16 protein-coding genes and 2 riboswitches are annotated in these 20,053 nt (G+C 69.5%); of the genes, 8 read left to right on the top strand and 8 right to left on the bottom strand.

Going from position 1 to position 20,053, the window contains the following annotated elements; all coding sequences use genetic code 11:
- Positions 1-9: 9 nt before the first annotated feature.
- From AC5Y5E_RS24835 to AC5Y5E_RS24800, 8 genes are all read left to right on the top strand, one after another.
- On the top strand, positions 10-960 hold the full coding sequence (locus AC5Y5E_RS24835) for a M56 family metallopeptidase (RefSeq protein ID WP_499905819.1): 951 nt from the start codon (positions 10-12) through the stop codon (positions 958-960).
- 103 nt (positions 961-1,063) lie between these two features.
- Entirely contained in the window at positions 1,064-2,530 is a 1,467-nt protein-coding gene (gene gnd, locus AC5Y5E_RS24830) for an NADP-dependent phosphogluconate dehydrogenase (RefSeq protein WP_499905818.1), read from the top strand.
- Between the two features lie 44 nt (positions 2,531-2,574).
- A complete protein-coding gene (locus AC5Y5E_RS24825) occupies positions 2,575-4,011 on the top strand; it encodes a GuaB1 family IMP dehydrogenase-related protein (protein ID WP_499905816.1) in 1,437 nt (478 codons plus the stop codon).
- A 171-nt stretch (positions 4,012-4,182) separates the two neighbouring features.
- Positions 4,183-5,544: a hemolysin family protein gene (locus AC5Y5E_RS24820; RefSeq protein ID WP_499905814.1), complete on the top strand. Its 1,362-nt coding sequence runs from the start codon at positions 4,183-4,185 to the stop codon at positions 5,542-5,544.
- Positions 5,541-6,581 carry a hemolysin family protein gene (locus tag AC5Y5E_RS24815; RefSeq protein WP_499905813.1) on the top strand — a complete coding sequence of 347 codons (1,041 nt, stop codon included), beginning with the start codon at positions 5,541-5,543 and terminating at the stop codon, positions 6,579-6,581. Before AC5Y5E_RS24820 ends, AC5Y5E_RS24815 begins: the two co-directional genes overlap by 4 nt.
- 228 nt (positions 6,582-6,809) lie before the next feature.
- Complete coding sequence (locus AC5Y5E_RS24810; protein WP_499905812.1) at positions 6,810-9,011, top strand: malate synthase G; 2,202 nt, start codon at positions 6,810-6,812, stop codon at positions 9,009-9,011.
- A 116-nt stretch (positions 9,012-9,127) separates the two neighbouring features.
- Positions 9,128-11,179 carry a substrate-binding domain-containing protein gene (locus AC5Y5E_RS24805; RefSeq protein ID WP_499905810.1) on the top strand — a complete coding sequence of 684 codons (2,052 nt, stop codon included), beginning with the start codon at positions 9,128-9,130 and terminating at the stop codon, positions 11,177-11,179.
- A gap of 62 nt (positions 11,180-11,241) precedes the next feature.
- A complete protein-coding gene (locus AC5Y5E_RS24800) occupies positions 11,242-12,102 on the top strand; it encodes a haloalkane dehalogenase (RefSeq protein WP_499905809.1) in 861 nt (286 codons plus the stop codon).
- Here the strand turns inward: AC5Y5E_RS24800 and gcvP are convergent.
- The 8 genes from gcvP to AC5Y5E_RS24760 all read right to left on the bottom strand — a co-directional run bounded on the left by gcvP (position 12,099) and on the right by AC5Y5E_RS24760 (position 20,044).
- Entirely contained in the window at positions 12,099-14,924 is a 2,826-nt protein-coding gene (gene gcvP / locus AC5Y5E_RS24795) for an aminomethyl-transferring glycine dehydrogenase (RefSeq protein WP_499905808.1), read from the bottom strand. The two genes, AC5Y5E_RS24800 and gcvP, sit on opposite strands and share 4 nt — an antisense overlap.
- Before the next feature lie 32 nt (positions 14,925-14,956).
- A riboswitch (glycine riboswitch) is annotated at positions 14,957-15,081 on the bottom strand.
- A gap of 2 nt (positions 15,082-15,083) precedes the next feature.
- A riboswitch (glycine riboswitch) is annotated at positions 15,084-15,181 on the bottom strand.
- Positions 15,182-15,298: 117 nt separating this feature from the next.
- Positions 15,299-15,928, bottom strand: coding sequence for a MerR family transcriptional regulator (locus AC5Y5E_RS24790; protein WP_067013021.1), 630 nt, complete (start codon positions 15,926-15,928; stop codon positions 15,299-15,301).
- Positions 15,929-16,224: 296 nt separating this feature from the next.
- Positions 16,225-16,719, bottom strand: a complete 495-nt coding sequence (locus AC5Y5E_RS24785; RefSeq protein WP_066933175.1) for a bifunctional nuclease family protein — start codon at positions 16,717-16,719, stop codon at positions 16,225-16,227.
- Between the two features lie 64 nt (positions 16,720-16,783).
- Entirely contained in the window at positions 16,784-17,551 is a 768-nt protein-coding gene (gene ftsR / locus AC5Y5E_RS24780) for a transcriptional regulator FtsR (RefSeq protein WP_499905806.1), read from the bottom strand.
- Between the two features lie 12 nt (positions 17,552-17,563).
- The gene (garA, locus tag AC5Y5E_RS24775) at positions 17,564-18,046 is read right to left on the bottom strand and encodes a glycogen accumulation regulator GarA (RefSeq protein WP_499880390.1); all 483 of its coding nucleotides are present in this window, start codon (positions 18,044-18,046) and stop codon (positions 17,564-17,566) included.
- 266 nt (positions 18,047-18,312) lie between these two features.
- Positions 18,313-18,711: a glycine cleavage system protein GcvH gene (gene gcvH, locus AC5Y5E_RS24770; RefSeq protein WP_499905805.1), complete on the bottom strand. Its 399-nt coding sequence runs from the start codon at positions 18,709-18,711 to the stop codon at positions 18,313-18,315.
- A gap of 37 nt (positions 18,712-18,748) precedes the next feature.
- Positions 18,749-19,513, bottom strand: a complete 765-nt coding sequence (locus AC5Y5E_RS24765; RefSeq protein ID WP_499906369.1) for a DUF881 domain-containing protein — start codon at positions 19,511-19,513, stop codon at positions 18,749-18,751.
- Between the two features lie 198 nt (positions 19,514-19,711).
- The gene (locus tag AC5Y5E_RS24760; RefSeq protein ID WP_066933079.1) at positions 19,712-20,044 is read right to left on the bottom strand and encodes a small basic family protein; all 333 of its coding nucleotides are present in this window, start codon (positions 20,042-20,044) and stop codon (positions 19,712-19,714) included.
- Positions 20,045-20,053: the final 9 nt, after the last annotated feature.

Genomic DNA, 20,053 nt, shown 5'->3' with positions numbered 1-20,053 from the left:
ACTGGCAGCGTGTCCGCGCTGGCCTTCTCCATCCTCGCGGTGCTGTTGGTCGGCCCGGTGCCGGCCCTACTAGCACGCGCGACGTGGCCATTGCGCGCCCCGCGTGCCGCGATGGTGTTGTGGCAGGCCGTCGCCCTGGCCGCGGTGCTCTCGGCGTTCAGCGCCGGGATCGCGATCGCCAGCCGGGTGCTGGTGCCCGGTCCCGACGGGCGGCCGACCGCCAGCGTCATGGGTGCGGCGGGCCGGCTGGGGTGGCCGCTGTGGACGGCCTACATCGCCGCCTTCGCGCTGACAGTGTTGGTCGGTGTGCGGTTGATGGTCGCGGTCGCGCGGGTGGCCATCGCCAATCGGCGCCGGCGGGCCCACCACCGCATGGTCGTCGACCTGGTCGGGGTCGGCCACGACGCGGCCCTCGCCCAACCGTGCGCCAAGACCCGCGACCTGCGCGTCCTGGACGTCGCGCAACCGCTCGCCTACTGCCTGCCGGGCGTGCGCAGCCGGGTGGTGGTCAGCGAGGGAACGCTGAAGACGCTCGGCGACGCCGAGGTCTCCGCCATCCTGACCCATGAGCGGGCCCACCTGCGCGCCCGCCACGATTTGGTGCTGGAGGCTTTCACCGCGGCGCACGCCGCCTTCCCGCGGTTCGTCCGCAGCGCCAACGCGCTGCGCGCGGTGCAGTTGCTCGTCGAGCTCCTGGCGGACGACGCCGCGGTGCGCGCGACCGGGCGCACTCCCCTGGCCCGGGCGCTGGTCGCCTGCGCCTCGGGGCGGGCGCCGTCGGGTGCGCTGGCAATGGGCGGCACCAGCACGGTGGTGCGGGTGCGCCGGCTCTCGGGCCGCGGCAACAGCCTGCTGCTGGCGGCCACCGCATACCTGGCCGCGGCCGCCGTGTTCGTGGTGCCGACCGTGGCGCTGGTCGTGCCGTGGCTCATCGAGCTGCGACGGCTGTACAACGTCTAGCGTCGGAGTGGGCGATCACCCTGGAATGCCTCTCGGAGTCGGCTGTGCCACAGTGTGATCCGAAAGCTTGTCGGAAAATGTCTGCGACCTGAGAGGCCAAGCCATGAGTGCCCCGAATTCCAAGAATTCCCACACCGGTACCGCGCAGATCGGCGTCACCGGCCTCGCCGTCATGGGCTCCAACATCGCCCGCAACTTCGCCCACCACGGGTACACGGTGGCACTGCACAACCGGTCCGTCGCCAAGACGGACGCGCTGCTGTCCGAGCACGGCGACGAAGGCAAGTTCGTGCGCTCGGAAACCATCGCGGAATTCCTCGATGCGCTGGAGAAGCCGCGGCGGGTGCTGATCATGGTCAAGGCCGGCGACCCGACCGACGCCGTCATCAACGAGCTCGCCGACGCGATGGAGGAAGGCGACATCATCATCGACGGCGGCAACGCGCTCTACACCGACACCATCCGCCGGGAGAAGGCGATGCGCGAGCGCGGGCTGCACTTCGTCGGCGCCGGCATCTCCGGCGGTGAGGAGGGGGCGCTGAACGGGCCGTCGATCATGCCGGGCGGACCGGCGGAGTCCTACAAATCGCTGGGCCCGCTGCTCGAGGAGATCTCCGCGCACGTCGACGGCGTCCCGTGCTGCACCCACATCGGCCCGGACGGCGCCGGCCACTTCGTCAAGATGGTGCACAACGGCATCGAGTACTCCGACATGCAGCTGATCGGCGAGGCCTACCAGCTGCTGCGCGACGGGCTCGGCAAGACCGCCGAGGAGATCGCAGACGTCTTCGACGAGTGGAACAAGGGCGACCTGGACAGCTTCCTCGTCGAGATCACCGCAAAGGTCCTGCGCCAGACGGACGCCAAGACCGGCAAGCCGCTCGTCGATGTCATCCTCGACGAGGCCGAGCAGAAGGGCACCGGGCGCTGGACGGTGAAGTCGGCGCTGGACCTCGGCGTGCCCGTCACCGGCATCGCCGAGGCGGTGTTCGCCCGCGCGCTGTCGGGCTCCGTCACCCAGCGCAAGGCCACCACCGGGCTGGCGTCCGGGCAGCTCGGCGAAAGGCCGACCGACGCAACGCAATTCGTCGAGGATGTCCGGCAGGCCCTGTACGCGTCGAAGATCATCGCCTATGCCCAGGGGTTCAACCAGATTCAGGCCGGCAGCGCCGAGTACGACTGGGGCATCACGCCGGGCGACCTGGCCACCATCTGGCGCGGCGGCTGCATCATCCGGGCGAAGTTCCTCAACCGCATCAAGGAGGCGTTCGACGAGGACGCCGACCTGCCGACGCTGATCGTCGCGCCGTACTTCCGCGCCGCGATCGAGGCCGCGATCGACGGCTGGCGCCGCGTCGTGGTGACGGCCACCGAGCTGGGCATCCCGATCCCGGGTTTCTCCTCGGCGCTGTCCTACTACGACGCGCTGCGCACCGAGCGGCTGCCCGCGGCGCTCACCCAGGGGCTGCGCGACTTCTTCGGCGCGCACACCTACGGCCGCATCGACGACGACCCCGACAAGCGGTTCCACACCCTGTGGAGCGGGGACCGCAGTGAAGTGCCCGCGTAGCCTTTCTGCGTGTAGAAGGGCGTAAAGGGGGCAAGCCGAATCACATGAGGTTTCTCGACGGGCACCGACCCGGGTACGACCTGACGTACAACGATGTCTTCATCGTGCCGAACCGCTCCGATGTGGCATCGCGCTTCGACGTCGACCTGTCCAGCACCGACGGCTCCGGCACCACCATCCCGGTCGTCGTCGCCAACATGACCGCGGTGGCGGGGCGGCGGATGGCCGAGACGGTGGCGCGGCGCGGCGGCCTGGTGATCCTGCCCCAGGATCTGCCGATCCCTGCGGTGCAGCAGACGGTGGATTTCGTCAAGAGCCGTGACATGGTCCTCGACACCCCGGTGGTGCTCGAGCCCGACGACTCGGTGTCCGACGCGGTGGCGCTGATCCACAAGCGCGCGCACGGCGTCGCCGTCGTGGTGTTCGAGGGCCGGCCGATCGGTTTGGTCACCGAGTCGTCATGCCTGGGCGTCGACCGCTTCACCCGGGTGCGCGACGTGGCGGTGACCGACTTCGTGACGGCCCCGGCGGGCGCCGAGCCGCGCAAGATCTTCGACCTGCTCGAACACGCCCCGATCGGGGTCGCCGTGGTGACCGGTGCGGACGGCACGCTGGCGGGTGTGCTCACCCGCACCGGGGCGGTCCGCGCCGGGCTGTACACGCCGGCCACCGACGCGCGCGGGCGGCTGCGCGTCGGCGCGGCCGTCGGCATCAGCGGCGACGTGGGCGCCCGGGCCCGGTCCCTGGCCGAGGTCGGCGTGGACGTGCTCGTCATCGACACCGCCCACGGGCATCAGGTCAAGACGCTGGACGCGATCAAGGTGGTCGCGTCGCTTGACCTGGGCCTGCCGCTGGCGGCGGGCAACGTGGTGTCGGCGGAGGGCACCCGGGACCTGCTGGACGCCGGGGCGACGATCGTCAAGGTCGGCGTCGGGCCCGGTGCCATGTGCACCACCCGGATGATGACCGGCGTCGGGCGCCCGCAATTCTCCGCTGTCCTCGAATGCGCCTCCGCCGCAAGGAAACTCGGCGGGCACGTGTGGGCCGACGGGGGCATCCGGCATCCACGGGACGTGGCGCTGGCGCTGGCCGCCGGCGCGTCGAACGTGATGATCGGGTCGTGGTTCGCCGGCACCTACGAGTCGCCCGGCGACCTGATGCGCGACCGGGAGGACCAGCCCTACAAGGAGAGCTACGGCATGGCCTCCAAGCGGGCCGTCGTCGCCCGCAGCGGCGCCGAGACCGCGTTCGACCGCGCCCGCAAAGCGTTGTTCGAGGAGGGCATCTCGACGGCCCGGATGGGGCTGGACCCCGACCGCGGCGGCGTCGAGGACCTGATCGACCACATCACCGCCGGGGTTCGCAGCACCTGCACCTACGTCGGCGCCTCGACGCTGACCGAGCTGCACGAGCGGGCCGTCGTCGGGGTGCAGTCGGCCGCGGGGTTCGCCGAGGGCCATCCGCTGCCGCTGGGTTGGTGAGCGCGCCGCCGCGCTCGTACTGCCGGCCGCACGCGTTGGCTACCATGTGAATTCAAGTGAATTTCGGCTGGCAGCAAAGCGCTGCGCCGCATTGAGGGAAAGGGATGACGTGCCGCTGGCACGCGTCGAGGCCCGCACAGTGATCCGGGCAGCGTCCCCGGGGTCTCCGACATGAACGTCACCGTCACGCTGATCAGCCTGGTGGCCATCGCGCTGCTGATCTTCGCCAACGGCGTATTCGTGGCGGCCGAATTCTCGCTGACCGCCCTGGACCGCAGCGTCGTGGACTCCAACGCGCGCCACGGTGGCCGGCGCGACCGCTTCATCCAACGCGCCCAACAGCGCCTGTCGTTTCAGCTGTCGGGCGCCCAGCTGGGCATCTCGATCGCCACGCTGGCGACGGGCTACCTGACCGAGCCGTTGGTGGCCGACCTGCCGCATCCGGCGCTGAGCGCGATCGGCATACCGACCCGGCTGGCCGACGCCATCCTCGCGTTCCTGGCGCTGGTGATCGTGACGTCGGTGTCGATGGTGTTCGGCGAGCTGGTCCCGAAATATCTCGCCGTGGCGCGCCCGCTGTCGACCGCCCGCGCCGTCGCCGGCTTCCAGTTGCTGTTCTCGGCGCTGTTCACCCCGGCCATCCGGTTGACGAACGGCGCGGCCAACTGGATCGTGCGCGAGCTGGGCGTCGAGCCGGCCGAGGAGCTGCGCTCGGCCCGCTCGCCGCAGGAGCTGGCGTCGCTGGTGCGCAACTCGGCCCGCAGCGGCACCATGGACGCCGCCACCGCCGCCCTGGTGCGGCGATCGCTACAGTTCGGCGAGCTGACCGCCGAGGAACTGATGACGCCGAGGTCGAAGATCGTCGCGCTGGAAACCGACGAGACGGTCGCCGACCTGATCGTCGCGGCCGCCGAGTCCGGCTTCTCCCGCTTCCCCATCGTCGACGGTGACCTCGACGAGACCGTCGGAATCGTGCACGTCAAGCAGGTGTTCGCGGTGCCGGCGGCCGAGCGCGCGACCACGCTGCTGACGACGCTCGCGCAGCACGTGCCGGTGGTGCCCTCGACGCTGGACGGCGACGCCGTGATGGCCGAGATCCGCGCCAACCCCCTGCAAACCGCGATGGTGGTCGACGAGTACGGCGGCACGGCCGGCATGGTGACCGTCGAGGACCTGATCGAGGAGATCGTGGGCGATGTCCGCGACGAACACGACGACGCGACCCCGGACGTGGTGGCGGCCGGCGCCGGCTGGCGGGTGAACGGGCTGCTGCGCATCGACGAGGTGGCCGCCGCCACCGGATTTCGGGCCCCGGAAGGCCCCTACGAGACGATCGGCGGCCTGGTCCTTCGCGAGCTCGGCCACATCCCCGTGGCCGGGGAGACGGTGGAGCTGACCGCGCTGGATCCCGACGGCCTGCTGGACGCTTCGATGCGCTGGCAGGCGACGGTGGTCCGGATGGACGGTCGGCGCATCGACGTGCTCGAGCTGCAGGAGCTGGGCGAAACGCCCGCGGGCCGGGACCTGTCGTGAACGACTGGCTGGGAGCGCTGCTGGCGATCCTTTTGATCGGGGTCAACGCGTTTTTCGTCGGCGCGGAGTTCTCGCTGATCTCGGCGCGCCGCGACCGCCTCGAGGCACTGGCCGAGCAGGGCAAGGCGCGGGCCGTGGTGGTGATCCGCGCCGGCGAACAACTGTCGTCGATGCTGGCCGGGGTGCAGCTGGGGGTGACGGTCGCCTCGCTGCTGCTCGGGCGGATCGGTGAGGCCGCGGTCGCCAACCTGCTGCGCTCGGCGTTCGGCCTCGCAGGTTGGCACCCGGCGCTGCTGCACACGCTCTCGCTGGCGCTCGCGCTGGCGATCGTCGTGACATTGCATGTGCTGCTGGGCGAGATGGTGCCGAAGAACATCGCGCTGGCCGGCCCGGAGCGCGCCGCGATGCTGCTGGTGCCGCCCTACCTGGCGTACGTGCGGGCGGCGCGGCCGTTCATCGCGTTCTACGACAAATGCGCCAACGTGGTGCTGCGCGCGCTGGGGGTCGAGCCCAAGTCGCAGCTCGACGTGTCGGTTTCCACCCGGGAGCTGCGGGTGATGATCACCGAATCGGTGTCCGAGGGGCTGTTGGACGCCGCGGAACACGGCCGGCTGACCCGGGCGCTGCAGCTGCGCTACCGGCGGGTCGGCGACGTGGCGCGGCCGCTCGCCCAGGTCCGGGCGGTGCCGGTGGCGGCGGCGGGCTCGGGCCCGACCGTGGGCGCGGTCGAAGAGGCGCTGGCCCAGAGCGGTTATTCGCGGTTTCCCGTCGTCGACCCCGACGGGAAGTTCATCGGCTACCTGCACATCAAGGACGTGCTGACCCTCGACGACGATCCGAACACGGTGATCGACCTGGCCTGGGTGCGACCGCTGCCGCAGGTCCCGACGTCGTTGCCGCTGGCCGACGCCCTGTCCCGGATGCGCCGCAGCAACAGCCACCTGGCATTGGTGACCGACGACGGCGGCGCGGTGGTTGCGATGGTGGCGATGGAAGATCTGGTCGAAGACCTGGTCGGCACCATGCGCGACGCGTAGTGCCGCTGCCCACCGACCGCGCCGCAGCCCGTATGATCTCCAAGGCTGCCGGGCCGGATAGCGATCCTCGCGGTTCGCCGCGGCGCCACCGTTGGAGCATTCAGCGCGCGCCTGACCTGCTGTTGCGGGTCGGGCGGATGACGTCCGGCGGGCCGCCGGTCGGTACGCTGAAGGCAATGCGTGTTGAGGGCCAGTGAGGTGTTACTTGGCCCACGATGGAGGAGAAAAATGACTGATCGCGTGTCGGTGGGGAACCTGCGCGTCGCCCGAGTGCTCTACGACTTCGTGAACAACGAGGCGCTGCCCGGCACCGACATCGACCCGGACAGCTTCTGGGCCGGCGTCGACAAAGTCGTGGCCGACCTGACTCCGCAGAACCAGGATTTGCTGAACCGTCGCGACGAGCTGCAGGCCCAGATCGACAAGTGGCACCGGCACCGCGTGATCGAGCCGATCGACGCCGAGGCCTACCGCGCGTTCCTCGCCGAAATCGGCTACCTGCAGCCCGAACCCGAGGACTTCACCATCACCACCTCGGGTGTCGACGACGAGATCACGACGACGGCCGGCCCCCAGCTGGTGGTGCCCGTGCTCAACGCGCGGTTTGCGCTGAACGCGGCGAACGCCCGCTGGGGATCCCTCTACGACGCGCTCTACGGCACCGACGTCATCCCGGAAACCGACGGCGCCGAGAAGGGATCGAGCTACAACAGGGTGCGCGGCGACAAGGTGATCGCGTACGCGCGCGCCTTCCTCGACCAGGCCGTGCCCTTGGCGTCGGGCTCGTGGGCCGACGCGACCGGCGTCAACATCGTCGACGGCCAGCTGCAGATCAGCGTCGGCGCGGAGTCCACCGGGCTGGCCAGTCCGGAGAAGTTCGCCGGGTACAGCGGCGAGCTCGGCTCCCCCAACTGGTCGGTGCTGCTGGTCAACCACGGCCTGCACATCGAGATCCTGATCGACCCCCAGTCGCCCGTCGGCCAGACCGACCGGGCCGGCATCAAGGACGTGATCCTGGAATCGGCGATCACCACGATCATGGACTTCGAGGACTCGGTGACCGCCGTCGACGCCGACGACAAGGTGCTGGGCTACCGCAACTGGCTGGGGCTGAACAAGGGTGACCTGGTCGAGGAGGTCAGCAAGGACGGCAAGACCTTCACCCGCGCGCTGAACGCCGACCGCACCTACACCACGCCCGACGGCGGTGAACTCACCCTGCCGGGCCGCAGCCTGCTGTTCGTCCGCAACGTCGGGCACCTGATGACCAACGACGCCATCGTGTCCGTCGGCGACGGAGACGAGGAAAAAGAGGTGTTCGAGGGCATCATGGACGGCCTGTTCACCGGGCTGACCGCGATCCACGGGCTCAAGACCGGTGACGCCAACGGCCCGCTGACGAACAGCCGCACCGGTTCCATCTACATCGTCAAGCCCAAGATGCACGGCCCCGCCGAGGTCGGGTTCACCTGCGAACTGTTCAGCCGCGTCGAAGACGTGCTGGGCCTGCCGCAGGGCACCCTCAAGGTCGGCATCATGGACGAGGAACGCCGCACCACGGTCAACCTCAAGGCGTGCATCAAAGCCGCCGCCGATCGGGTGGTGTTCATCAACACGGGCTTCCTCGACCGCACCGGCGACGAGATCCACACGTCCATGGAGGCCGGCCCGATGATCCGCAAGGGTGCGATGAAGAACAGCACCTGGATCAAGGCCTACGAGGACGCCAACGTCGACATCGGGCTGGCCGCCGGGTTCAAGGGCAAGGCCCAGATCGGCAAGGGCATGTGGGCGATGACCGAGCTGATGGCCGACATGGTCGAGCAGAAGATCGGCCAGCCCAAGGCCGGCGCCACCACCGCGTGGGTGCCGTCGCCGACGGCGGCCACCCTGCACGCCATGCACTACCACTACGTGGACGTGGGCGCCGTGCAGGAGGAGCTCGCGGGCAAGAAGCGCACCACCATCGACGAGCTGCTGACCATTCCGCTTGCCAAGGAATTGGCTTGGGCGCCAGAGGAAATCCGCGAGGAGCTCGACAACAACTGCCAGTCCATCCTCGGCTACGTGGTGCGCTGGGTGGAGCAGGGCGTCGGCTGCTCGAAGGTCCCCGACATCCACAACACCGCGCTCATGGAGGACCGCGCCACCCTGCGGATCTCCAGCCAGCTGCTGGCCAACTGGCTGCGCCACGGCGTGATCACCAGCGAGGACGTCCGGGCCAGCCTGGAACGCATGGCGCCGTTGGTGGACCGGCAGAACGAGGGCGACGCGGCCTATCGGCCGATGGCGCCCAACTTCGACGACAGCATCGCCTTCCTGGCGGCTCAGGAGCTGATTCTGTCCGGGACGCAGCAGCCCAATGGCTACACCGAGCCGATCCTGCATCGGCGCCGGCGCGAGTTCAAAGCCCGCGCCGCGGGTGCGTAAAAGCGGCTCGTCATGCGGTAGGTAGTGCGGTCCGATGACTAGAATCTGCGCCGAGTTCACAAGTCGCACGACGGGTCGACGGAAAGGCGGCGGGCACCACTATGGGTAGGCACAGCATGCCCGACCCTGAGGATTCCGTCGACGAGTCAGCCGACGAGTACGTGGCCGACGACGCCGACACGGACGCCGACACCGACGCCGATACGGGTCAACACCACCGCGCCGCCGACCGGCCGGAGGCCGCCGAACCGTGGGCCGAATACGGCCGCTACCCGGACGAGGGCTTCCCAACCGGAGGCGACCTCTACGCGGACGAGGACCCCTACCCCGCCGACGAGACATTCGCGACCGGCGCCGCCGACGGATATCCCGAATTCGCGGCGAGCGCCGCGCCGCCGTCCAGCTTCGGTGGCGGGCACCGGGGGTTGGGCGAGCGGCTCGGTGGCCACCGCAGCGACGGCGGGCGCCGCGGCGTCAGCATCGGGGTGATCGTCGCGCTCGTCGCCGTCGTCGTCGTGGTGGGCGGCGTGATCCTCTGGACGTTCTTCGGTGACGCGTTGTCGCACCGCTCGCACACGGCCGCCGCGCGCTGCGTCGGAGGCAAGGAGACGGTCGCCGTCATCGCCGACCCGTCGATCGCCGATTCCGTGCAGCAGCTCGCCGAAAGCTACAACTCCACGACCGGCCCGGTCGGCGATCACTGCATGGTGGTGAGCGTCAAACCGGCCGGTTCTGACGCCGTCCTCAACGGTTTCGCCGGCAGGTGGCCGGCCGACCTGGGCGGCCAGCCGGCGCTGTGGATCCCGGGCAGCTCGATCTCCGCCGCGCGGCTGGCCGCGTCGGGCCAGAAGATCACCGAAAGCCATTCCCTGGTCAGCTCGCCGGTCATGCTCGGCGTGCGGCCGGAACTCGCGCAGGCCCTGGGCAATCAGGGCTGGGCGGCGCTGCCCGGCCTGCAAACCAACCCGAACTCGCTGGCCGGGCTGAACCTGCCGGCGTGGGGGTCGCTGCGGCTGGCGCTGCCGATGACCGGTAACGCCGACGCGTCGCTGCTGGCCGGCGAGGCCGTGGCGGCGGGCGCGGCCCCCACGGGTGCGCCGCCGACGCAGGGCACCGGCGCCGTGCGCGCGCTGCTGGGCGCCCAGCCCAAGCTCGCGGACAACTCCCTGACCGAGGCGTTGAACGCGCTGCTCAAGCCGGGCGATCCGGCGACCGCGCCCGTGCACGCGGTGGTCACCACCGAGCAGCAGCTGTACCAGCGCGGCCAGTCGCTGACCGACGCCAAGAACACGCTGACGTCCTGGCTGCCGCCCGGCGCGGTCCCCGTCGCCGACTATCCCGCCGTGCTGCTCAACGGCTCCTGGGTGAACCAGGAGCAGGCCTCCGCGGCCAACGGGTTCGCCCGCTTCATGCAGAAGCCCGAGCAACTCGCCAAGCTGGCCAAGGCCGGCTTCCGGGTCAACGGCGTCAAGCCGCCGAGCAGCCCGGTCACCAGCTTCGCCGCGCTGCCCTCCACCCTGTCGGTGGGTGACGACGCCATGCGCGCCACGCTGGCCGAAGCGATGGCCGCCCCGTCCAGCGGGCTCGCCGCGACCATCATGCTCGACCAGTCGATGCCCGTCGAGGAAGGCGGAAAGTCGCGGCTGGCCAACGTGATCGGCGCGCTGCAGGAAAAGATCAAGTCGTTGCCGGCCACCGCCGTCATGGGGTTGTGGACGTTCGACGGCCACGAGGGACGCTCGGAGGTGGCGAGCGGACCGCTGGGCGACCCGGTCAATCCCGCCGGCGGCCAGCCGCGCTCGGCGGCGCTGGCGGCCGCGCTGGACAAGCAGTATTCGTCGGCCGGCGGCGCGGTGTCCTTCACCACCCTGCGCCTGCTGTACCAAGAGGCCCAGGCTAAATATGTTGCGGGGCAACCGAATTCGATATTGGTGATCACGTCGGGACCGCACACCGACCAAAGCTTGGACGGGCCCGGGCTGCAGGACTTCATCCGCAAGAGCGCCGACCCGGCCAAGCCGATCGCGGTCAATGTCATCGACTTCGGCGCCGACCCCGACCGGGCCACCTGGGAGGCCGTCGCCCAGCTGAGCGGCGGCGCCTACCAGAACCTCGCGACGTCGGCGTCCCCCGATCTCGCCACCGCCCTCGGCACGTTCTTGGGCTGACGGCCGGCCGGGGTCTGTCACCCCTGCGACATACGATCGTGGGGTTGCCCGAAGGGAGCGTCATGAACATCGATTTCACCCCGGATCCCGGCCTGTACCCGTTCGAGTCGCGCTGGTTCGACAGCTCGCGCGGGCGGATGCACTACGTCGACGAGGGTGACGGGCCGCCCATCCTGCTCTGCCACGGCAACCCGACGTGGAGCTTCCTGTACCGCAACATCATCGTCGCGCTGCGCGACCGATTCCGTTGCATCGCACCCGATTACCTCGGCTTCGGGCTGTCGGAGCGACCCGCCGGATTTGGATACAAGATCGACGAGCACGCCCAGGTGGTCGGCGACTTCGTCGATCACCTCGGCCTGGACGGCTACCTGACGATGGGACAGGACTGGGGCGGGCCCGTCAGCATGGCCGTCGCCGTCGAGCGCGCCGCCCGGGTCCGCGGCGTCGTGCTGGGCAACACCTGGTTCTGGAAGACAGACGAGTTGACGACGAAGATCTTCAGCCGCGTGATGGGCAGCCCGCCGATGCAATGGGCGATCCTGCAGCGCAATTTCTTTGTGGAGCGCTTGATCCCGGCGGGCACCCAGCACCGGCCGAGCGAGGCGGTGATGGAACACTACCGGGCCGTGCAGCCCAGCGCCGAGGCGCGAAAAGGCGTGGCCGAGATGCCCAAACAGATACTGGCGGCCGAACACTTGCTGTCGCGACTCGGACGGGAGGTGCCCGCCAAGCTGGGTGCCAAGCCCGCGCTGTTCGTCTGGGGGATGAAGGACTTCGCGTTTCGGCCCGGCCCGACGCTGCCGCGGATGCGCGCGAGCTTCCCCGATCACGTTGTGGTCGAGCTGCCCGACGCCAAGCACTTCATCCAGGAGGACGCGCCCGAGGAGATCGCGGCGGCAATAATCGAGCGCTTCGGTTAGGCGAACGCCTCCACCGGCGGGCACGAGCAGACCAGGTTGCGGTCGCCGTAGGCGCCGTCGATGCGGCGCACCGGCGGCCACACCTTGGGCCGGAATTCCTTGCCCAGCGGGTAGGCCGCATCTTCCCGGGTGTACGGGTGATCCCAGTCGGAGACCAGCAGGCACTCGGCGGTGTGCGGCGCCCCCCGCAGTGGGTTGTCGTCGGCCGGCCACTCCCCCGAGCCGACGCGTTCGATCTCGCCGCGGATGGCGATCATGGCCTCGCAGAAGTCGTCGACCTCGGTGAGGCTCTCGCTTTCGGTCGGCTCCACCATCAGCGTGCCGGCGACCGGGAAGCTCATGGTTGGCGCGTGAAAGCCGTAGTCCGCCAACCGCTTTGCCACGTCGTCGACGGTCACCCCGGTCGCCTTGGTGATGCCGCGCAGGTCCAGGATGCACTCGTGGGCGACCATGCCGTTCTCGCCGGCGTACAGCACCGGGAAGTACTCGTCGAGGCGCCGCGCGATGTAGTTGGCGGAGGCGATCGCGGTCAGTGACGCCGCCCGCAGCCCCTCGGCGCCCATCATGCGGATGTAGGCCCAGCTGATCGGCAGAATCGACGCCGACCCGTAGGGCGCCGACGACACCGGGTGTCCCCCGGGCAGTTCTGGGGCGTACGGGTGGCCGGGCAGGAACGGCGCCAGGTGCGAGCGCACGGCCACCGGCCCGACGCCCGGGCCGCCGCCGCCGTGCGGGATGCAGAACGTCTTGTGCAGGTTCAGGTGGCTGACGTCGCCGCCGAACCTGCCCGGGCGGGCCAGCCCGACCAGCGCGTTGAGGTTGGCGCCGTCGATGTAGACCTGCCCGCCCGCGTCGTGTACGGCCGCGCAGATCTCGGCGATGTCGTGCTCGTACACGCCGTGGGTGGACGGGTAGGTGATCATCAACGCCGCCAGCCGGTCCGCGTGCTCGGCGACCTTGGCCCGCAGATCGTCGAGGTCGACGTCGCCGTTGTCGCGGCAGGCCACCACGGCCACCCGCAGCCCGGCCAGCGCGGCCGACGCGGCGTTGGTGCCGTGCGCGCTGGACGGGATGAGGCAGATGTCGCGGTGCGGTTCGCCGCGGCTGGCGTGGTAGTCGTGGATGGCCAGCAGGCCGGCGTACTCGCCCTGCGAGCCGGCGTTGGGCTGCAGCGAAACGGCGTCGTAGCCGGTGATCTGCACCAGCCAGGTCTCCAGGTCCGCGATGAGGCGCCGCACCCCCTCGGTGTCGGATGCCGGCGCGAACGGGTGCAGGCGCGCGAATTCCGGCCAGGTGATCGATTCCATCTCGGCCGCGGCGTTGAGCTTCATCGTGCACGAGCCGAGCGGAATCATGCTGCGGTCCAGGGCGATATCCTTGTCCGCCAGCGTGCGCAGGTAACGCATCATCGCGGTTTCGGTGCGGTACTGCGTGAATGCGGGATGCGTCAGGAACTCCGAGGTGCGGGTCGCGATGTCCGTCCCGGCCGGCGCGGCGGCCGCCACCCCGAAGGCGTCGATGACCGCGGCGACGTCCGCGTCCGTGGTCGCCTCGTCGCAGGCCACCGAGACGTGGTCGTCGTCCACCCGCCACAGGTTGATGCCCTTGGCCTTGGCCGCCGCCAGCACCTCGTCGGCGCGTCCGGGCACGCGGGCCAGCACGGTGTCGAAGTACTTGTCGTGCACCAGCGCGTCACCGAGTGCCGCGGCGATGGCCTCGGCGCGGCCGTGCACGCGGCGGGCGATCCCGATCAGCCCGTCGGCGCCGTGGTAGCTCGCGTACATCGCGGCCATCACCGCGAGCAGCACCTGCGCGGTGCAGATGTTGCTGGTCGCCTTGTCGCGGCGGATGTGTTGCTCGCGGGTCTGCAGCGCCAGGCGGTAGGCCGGTGAACCGTCGGCGTCCAGCGACACGCCGACCAGCCGGCCCGGCAGCTGGCGGGCGTGCTTGGTGTGAACCGCCAGGTAGCCGGCGTGCGGACCGCCGAATCCCATTGGGACACCGAACCTTTGGGTGGTGCCGAACGCGACGTCGGCGCCGATCTCCCCCGGCGGGGTGATCAGCGTGAGGGCCAGCAGGTCGGCACCGACGGCGACGAGCGCGCCCCGTTCGTGCGCCTGCGTTACCAGGGCCGCCCAGTCGGTGATCCGGCCGCTCGCGCCGGGCAGTTGGGCGATCACGCCGAAGAAGTCGCCGTCGGGCAGGCCGTCACGCAGGTCGGCGGTGACGATCTCGATGCCCAGCGGCCGGGCCCGCGTGGCCAGCACGGCCGCGGTCTGGGCGAACACGTCGACGTCCACGACGAGCCGGTTGGTCGCGCCGCGGGCGGCGCGGTGCAACAGGGTCATGGCCTCGGCGGCGGCGGTGCCCTCGTCGAGCATCGACGCGTTGGCGACCTCGAGGCCGGTGAGGTCGGCCACCATCGTCTGGAAGTTCAGCAGCGCCTCCAGCCGGCCCTGGCTGATCTCCGGCTGATAGGGCGTGTATGCGGTGTACCAGGCCGGGTTCTCCATGATGTTGCGGAGCAACACCGGCGGAGTGAGCGTGTCGTAGTAGCCCTGCCCGATCATCGAGACGGCCACGGTGTTGGCGTCGGCCAGGGCGCGCAGCTCGGCCAGCGTCTCGGCCTCGGTGGCGGGGGGCGGCAACTTTTCCAGGCCCGGCGCGGCGGCCCCGTCGGGGCGGGTGTCGAGGATGCCGCTCGGAACCGCCTTCGAGGCCAGCTCGTCTAACGAGTCGACGCCGATGACGTCGAGCATGGCCGCGACGGCCTGGCGGTCCGGGCCGATGTGCCGCGCTGCGAAGGGTGACTGGTCGGGCACTGGCGAAACTCCTGAGGTCGAGGGACTAGCGGCCCTCTCCCTCTGTCTTCACCCGTTCGCCGGGCGCCTGAGAGATTCGGCACCGGGCCGCGGCCTGGCGCCTTTCCCCATCGGCGGGTGTGGACCGCTACCGGTCCGCACCGCTTTCCAGAGGCATCGTTAACTCGCGCGGTCCGGGTGCCTGAGAGGTTGACGGAGAGGTATTGCTCCTTCGGCGTCCGTGACTGGAGGCCACGAAACTCTCCCGCTCGAGTGCGATGCGTGGCCCAGTTTACGCGGGGTCCCCGCTCCACGGCGAGCGTGCGTGTTGCGCGCCGACACGCCGTCAAGCGTGTACAACTGTGCACGCTCGTGCCGGAGAGGGAAGGGCGCCGTCAGCCGATCTTGCGGTCGCGGTGCTTGCGCCGGGACGCCAGCTCGTCCTCCGGCGCCGCGATCGACTCGCCGCCGTCGGCGCGCTCGCCGTGGAAGTCCGCGATGACGCCGGTCAGCTCGCGCATGGCCCCGGACACCGCGATGCCGAACACGCCCTGTCCGCCCTGCAACAGGTCGACGACCTCTTCGGCCGACGTGCACTCGTAAACGGTGGTGCCGTCGGAGAACAGGGTGATGTTGGCGAGGTCCTGGACGCCCCGCTGGCGCAGATGGTCGACGGCGACGCGGATGTTGTGCAGCGAGATGCCGGTGTCCAGCAGTCGCTTGACGATCTTGAGGACCAGGATGTCCTTGAACGAGTAGAGCCGCTGGCTGCCGGAGCCCGCCGCGCTGCGGATCGACGGAACCACCAGCGAGGTCCGGGCCCAATAGTCCAGCTGCCGGTAGGTGATCCCGGCGATCTGGCACGCGCTCGGCCCGCGGTAGCCCACCAGCTCGTCGGGCACGGAATCGTCCGGGAACAGCCCGGGCTGCACGGGTGCGCTAGGCGCGGAGGCGGGCTGGTCGCTGCTCGCGGCGTTCGCTTGGTCAGCTAGGTCCAGCTGCTCTTGACGTGGCTGCTCGCTCACGGTGGTTCCTCTCGCCGATCGCGCTGTCATCGTTAGCTGCGTCTCTGGCTGCGCCGCAGCCACGTTTGCTCAGGCCCGAGTGCTAGTGAGCTTACGCTTTTCGATAGCCGCCGCGCCTTAAGTCGTGATCAAAGTATGGCGGCCGTAGGCCCAACTGGCAGCACTATCGGCCAGCGTGTCGGGATCGCGGTGCCAGATGAGATGGATCCGTGATGTCGGCGCCCAGCCTAGCCGTACGCCGACCATACGCAGAATCGCACGCGAAACGTGCGAGTTTGCGTCGCGTGAAGCCCCGGCTAGGTGGCCTTGAAATCGTCGGGCGACACGCTGTCGAGGAACTCCTTGAACTTCTCGACCTCGTCCTCGCGGACAGCGGTGTTGGCCTCTTCGTCGCTCTCGTCCGGGATGAGCAGACCCGCCTGGGCGAGCACGGCCTCCTCGACATAGATAGGAACGCCGACCCGCAGGGCTATCGCCACCGAGTCCGACGGGCGCGCCGAGACCGTGATGTTGCGGTCGAAGACCAGGTCGGCGTAGAACGTGCCCTCCTGCAGATCGACGATCCGCACCTCTTTCAGCGAATGCCCAAGCGCCGCAATGAGATCCCGGATCAGGTCGTGCGTCAGCGGCCGGGGCGGTTCGACCCCCTGCTGCTCCAGCGCGATGGCCGCGGCTTCGGACTGACCGATCCAGATCGGCAGGTATCGGTCACCGTTGGCCTCGCGCAGCAACAGCACCGGCTGGTTCTGCGGCTGCTCGACGCGAATGCCGACAACACGAACTTCGCCCATCTGTGTCTGCCCTCCGCAACTCGTCAGCCCGCCGAACACCAAGCTGTCCAACGAAGTCTAATCCTCAGCGATGCAGAACGTCGCGAACGGCAGACTTGATCAGCGAGGTGTGCAACGTGATCGCGAGCGCGGCCACCTCACGCGCGAGGTCGTCCGCGCGGTCGCGGGCCCCGGCCTTCCCGGCCTTGACGAGTGGCCCCGCGATCTGGGCGATTAGATCCGACTGCCGGTCGGCCGCGGAACGGAAGGCGCGCAGATGCCGCGGCTCGACGCCGTACTCGGCCAGCGCCCGCGCGCACTGCAGGATGACCACCGCGTGCTCGTCGAAGAACCGGCCCGGCCCGGTGGTGATCACGCCCGCCCGGAGCAAGGCCGTCAGCAGTTCGTCGTCCACCCCGGAACGTTCCAGGAGATCCTCCCGGCTGAGCCGGACCCTCGGCGGGGCCACCGCCGCCGCGTCCGGCCTGGCGCCCGGGGCGGCCTCGGTCACGGCCTCGGATTCCCCGCCGTTGGGAACCGACACCAATCGCGGTACCCCGTAAGGCGATCCGATCGCGGGCAGTTCGCCGTCGGGCAGGGCGTCCAGCTGCGCCCGGATCACCTTCAGCGGTAGGTAGTGGTCGCGCTGCGCGGTCAGGATGAACCGCAGCCGCGCGCAGTCGTACGCGGTGAACCTGCGATATCCCGACGCGGCGCGCTGCGGCGTCACCAGTCCCTCGGCCTCCAAGAATCGAATCTTGGAGATCGTGACATCGGGGAAATCCGGCCTCAACAGGTCGAGGACCGCCCCAATCGACATCCCGGCCAGTGCCGGGCTATCGGGTGCGCTCACTACCCTCCTTTACTACCCTCCGGAATCACCGTCGTCGCCCTGCTTGGGTCCGGTCAAGAACACCAACCGGAACTTGCCGATCTGCACTTCGTCGCCGTTCGCCAGCACCGCCGAATCGACCGGCTCGCGGTTGACGTACGTGCCATTCAGGCTACCGACATCGACGACGTGAAATTCGTTGTTTTCCAACCTGAATTCGGCGTGGCGACGGCTGACGGTGACGTCGTCGAGGAAGATGTCGCTGTCGGGATGCCGACCGGCCGACGTGATGGCCTGGTCGAGCAGGAATCGCGACCCGGCGTTCGGTCCGCGTTTGACGACCAGCAACGCCGAGCCGGCCGGGAGTCCCTCGACCCCCGATACCGCGCTCTCGGTCCCCGCCTGGGCGGGGGCGTCGAGTTCGTTGAGGAAGTCGGCGCGAAAGACCGAAGTCGTCTCCACCGTGACTTCCTCAGAGGTCTGGTCTTTCCCCATGTCCGAGTCCATGTCCGTCACGCGCTGCTCCTCACTGGCCGCTGTGGCGTTGTCCGAACCGGGCCGCTCGCCCGGCTCCCCTCTAGGTTTCTCGAGGCTTCCTGAGTTTTTCTAGCCTCGCACTGCTGATTACTCGACCGTCTCGTGTCTATCAAGTGTCGATCTGTTGACCGTACCGCGCACCGGTCCGCGATGTGCCCCCCACCGGACGATCGGAAACCCGACCGACGTGAACCGGATGCGCCGCCCGCATCACCGCGCGGGGCTGGCAGGCACATTAGCAATCGTCATTCGGTCAACGTCCCGCGGTACGCCTCGGGGTCGAGCAGCGCCGAGATCGCGGACTCGAGTTCGGCGGCGTCCGAGACCTGGACATCCACCAGCCAGCCCGACCCGTACGGGTCAGAGTTGACCAGCTGCGGGCTGCCGTCCAGGTCGCCGTTGACCGCCAGGACCGTGCCCGAGACCGGCGCGAAAAGGTCGGACACCGACTTCGTCGATTCCACCTCGCCGAAGGATTCGCCCGCGGTCACCTGGCTGCCGACGTCGGGCAGCTGGACGAAGACGACATCGCCGAGCGCCGACTGCGCGAAGTCGGTGATGCCGACCCGCACGGTGTCCTCACCGCTGCGTCGAACCCACTCATGTTCGGCGGTGTAGTGCAGATCGGGCGGGATATCGCTCACGGGTGATCCTGTTCTGGTCGCGGCCAAGAAGGCACGTTCACTTGACGGGCTGAGCGTATTGGTGCGGTTTTGGTTGTCGCAAGGTGGTCACGTCCACCCGGTCGGCCTGCTGCACCGACATCCGCGCGCCGACGCGCTTGATGCTGTCTTCGGCGCCGCCGGGGATGTTCATCGCCGCGGCCAGCGTTGGCGGATCGCCTATCGCCAGAATCGAATACGGCGACGACAGGTTCTTGGAGTCGACGGTCAACGACCCGGGCGTACCCACTATCCAGGTATCCACACCTACCCGCACCGACTGCTGCGCATCGTTGATCTCGATCGCCTCGGCGCCGGCGGCGCGCAGCTCGTTGAGCACGTCGAGCATCGCCTCGGGTGAGACCCCGGGCCCCGGGTCATCGATGGTGATGGTGACGCCCGGGCCGGTGGCGCCCACGGCGCCGACCAAGATAGACAGCGCGGCGAGACGGGCCTGGGCGCTCTGGATGGCGGCCTGGTCGCTGTTGCCGGAGGCCTGCAACGAGTTCAGCGTGTTCTGCAGCTCACCGACTTCGGTGTTCAGCGTGGCCTCGCGCTGCCGCAGCGAGTCCAGCAGCACCAAGAGGTCGGCGGGGCGGGCGGTGTCCAGCGAGTCGCCCGACTTGGTCTGGCGGACCTGGGTGACGATGGCGATCCCCAGGACCAGGCACAGCACCACCGCCAGCGCGCCGAAGGCCAGCCGCGACCGACCCGCCCGCAGCATCGCGGACAACCCCGTTCGGTGCACCGGCCCGATCTCGGGACGCGGGCGGTGCGCCGGCAGCTCGTGGCGGCCGCGATGCGCGGCCTCGCTCGCGGTGGGCTCGGCCGGCGCGTCGCGACCTTCCCCGTCTTGCGGGGCGGCGCGATCGGGTGGGTCCTGGCTCACGGCGACCTCATCCCCACCATGGCGCCGCTCCTCTCCCCCGCAAGCGGGAGGTGCCCCCACATCGCTCTCTTGCTCTGCATCGTCGTCGGCGCGTTACGCCCCGAACAGCCGGCGCCGCAGCGCGGCGGCGTTGCCGAAAATGCGGATACCGAGTACGACGATGATCGCCGTCGACAGCTGGGTGCCGACGCCCAGTTGGTCGCCGACGTAGACGATGAGCGCGGCCACAAAGACGTTGAACACGAACGAAATCACGAAGACCTTGGGGTCAAAGATGCGTTCGAGGTAGGCGCGCAGCCCACCGAACACCGCGTCCAGCGCGGCCACCACCGCGATCGGTAAATAGGGTTGGACGACCTCCGGGACGGCGGGGTGGAAGACCAATCCCAGCACGATGCCGACCGCGAGCGCCGCGATGCCGATCATCCGCGGCGT

Source organism: Mycobacterium sp. NGS54, assembly GCF_059812465.1.
The sequence above is the reverse complement of the archived record's forward strand: the minus strand, read 5'-3'. Positions and strand labels throughout refer to the sequence as shown.

Excerpts from the sequence above, each read along its gene's own strand:
- AC5Y5E_RS24800 (WP_499905809.1), top strand. The coding sequence starts at position 11,242 with ATGAACATCGATTTCACCCCGGATCCCGGCCTGTACCCGTTCGAGTCG.
- AC5Y5E_RS24810 (WP_499905812.1), top strand. The coding sequence starts at position 6,810 with ATGACTGATCGCGTGTCGGTGGGGAACCTGCGCGTCGCCCGAGTGCTC.
- AC5Y5E_RS24825 (WP_499905816.1), top strand. The coding sequence starts at position 2,575 with ATGAGGTTTCTCGACGGGCACCGACCCGGGTACGACCTGACGTACAAC.
- gnd (WP_499905818.1), top strand. The coding sequence starts at position 1,064 with ATGAGTGCCCCGAATTCCAAGAATTCCCACACCGGTACCGCGCAGATC.
- AC5Y5E_RS24760 (WP_066933079.1), bottom strand. The coding sequence starts at position 20,044 with ATGATCGGCATCGCGGCGCTCGCGGTCGGCATCGTGCTGGGATTGGTC.
- AC5Y5E_RS24805 (WP_499905810.1), top strand. The coding sequence starts at position 9,128 with ATGCCCGACCCTGAGGATTCCGTCGACGAGTCAGCCGACGAGTACGTG.
- AC5Y5E_RS24820 (WP_499905814.1), top strand. The coding sequence starts at position 4,183 with ATGAACGTCACCGTCACGCTGATCAGCCTGGTGGCCATCGCGCTGCTG.
- AC5Y5E_RS24785 (WP_066933175.1), bottom strand. The coding sequence starts at position 16,719 with ATGGGCGAAGTTCGTGTTGTCGGCATTCGCGTCGAGCAGCCGCAGAAC.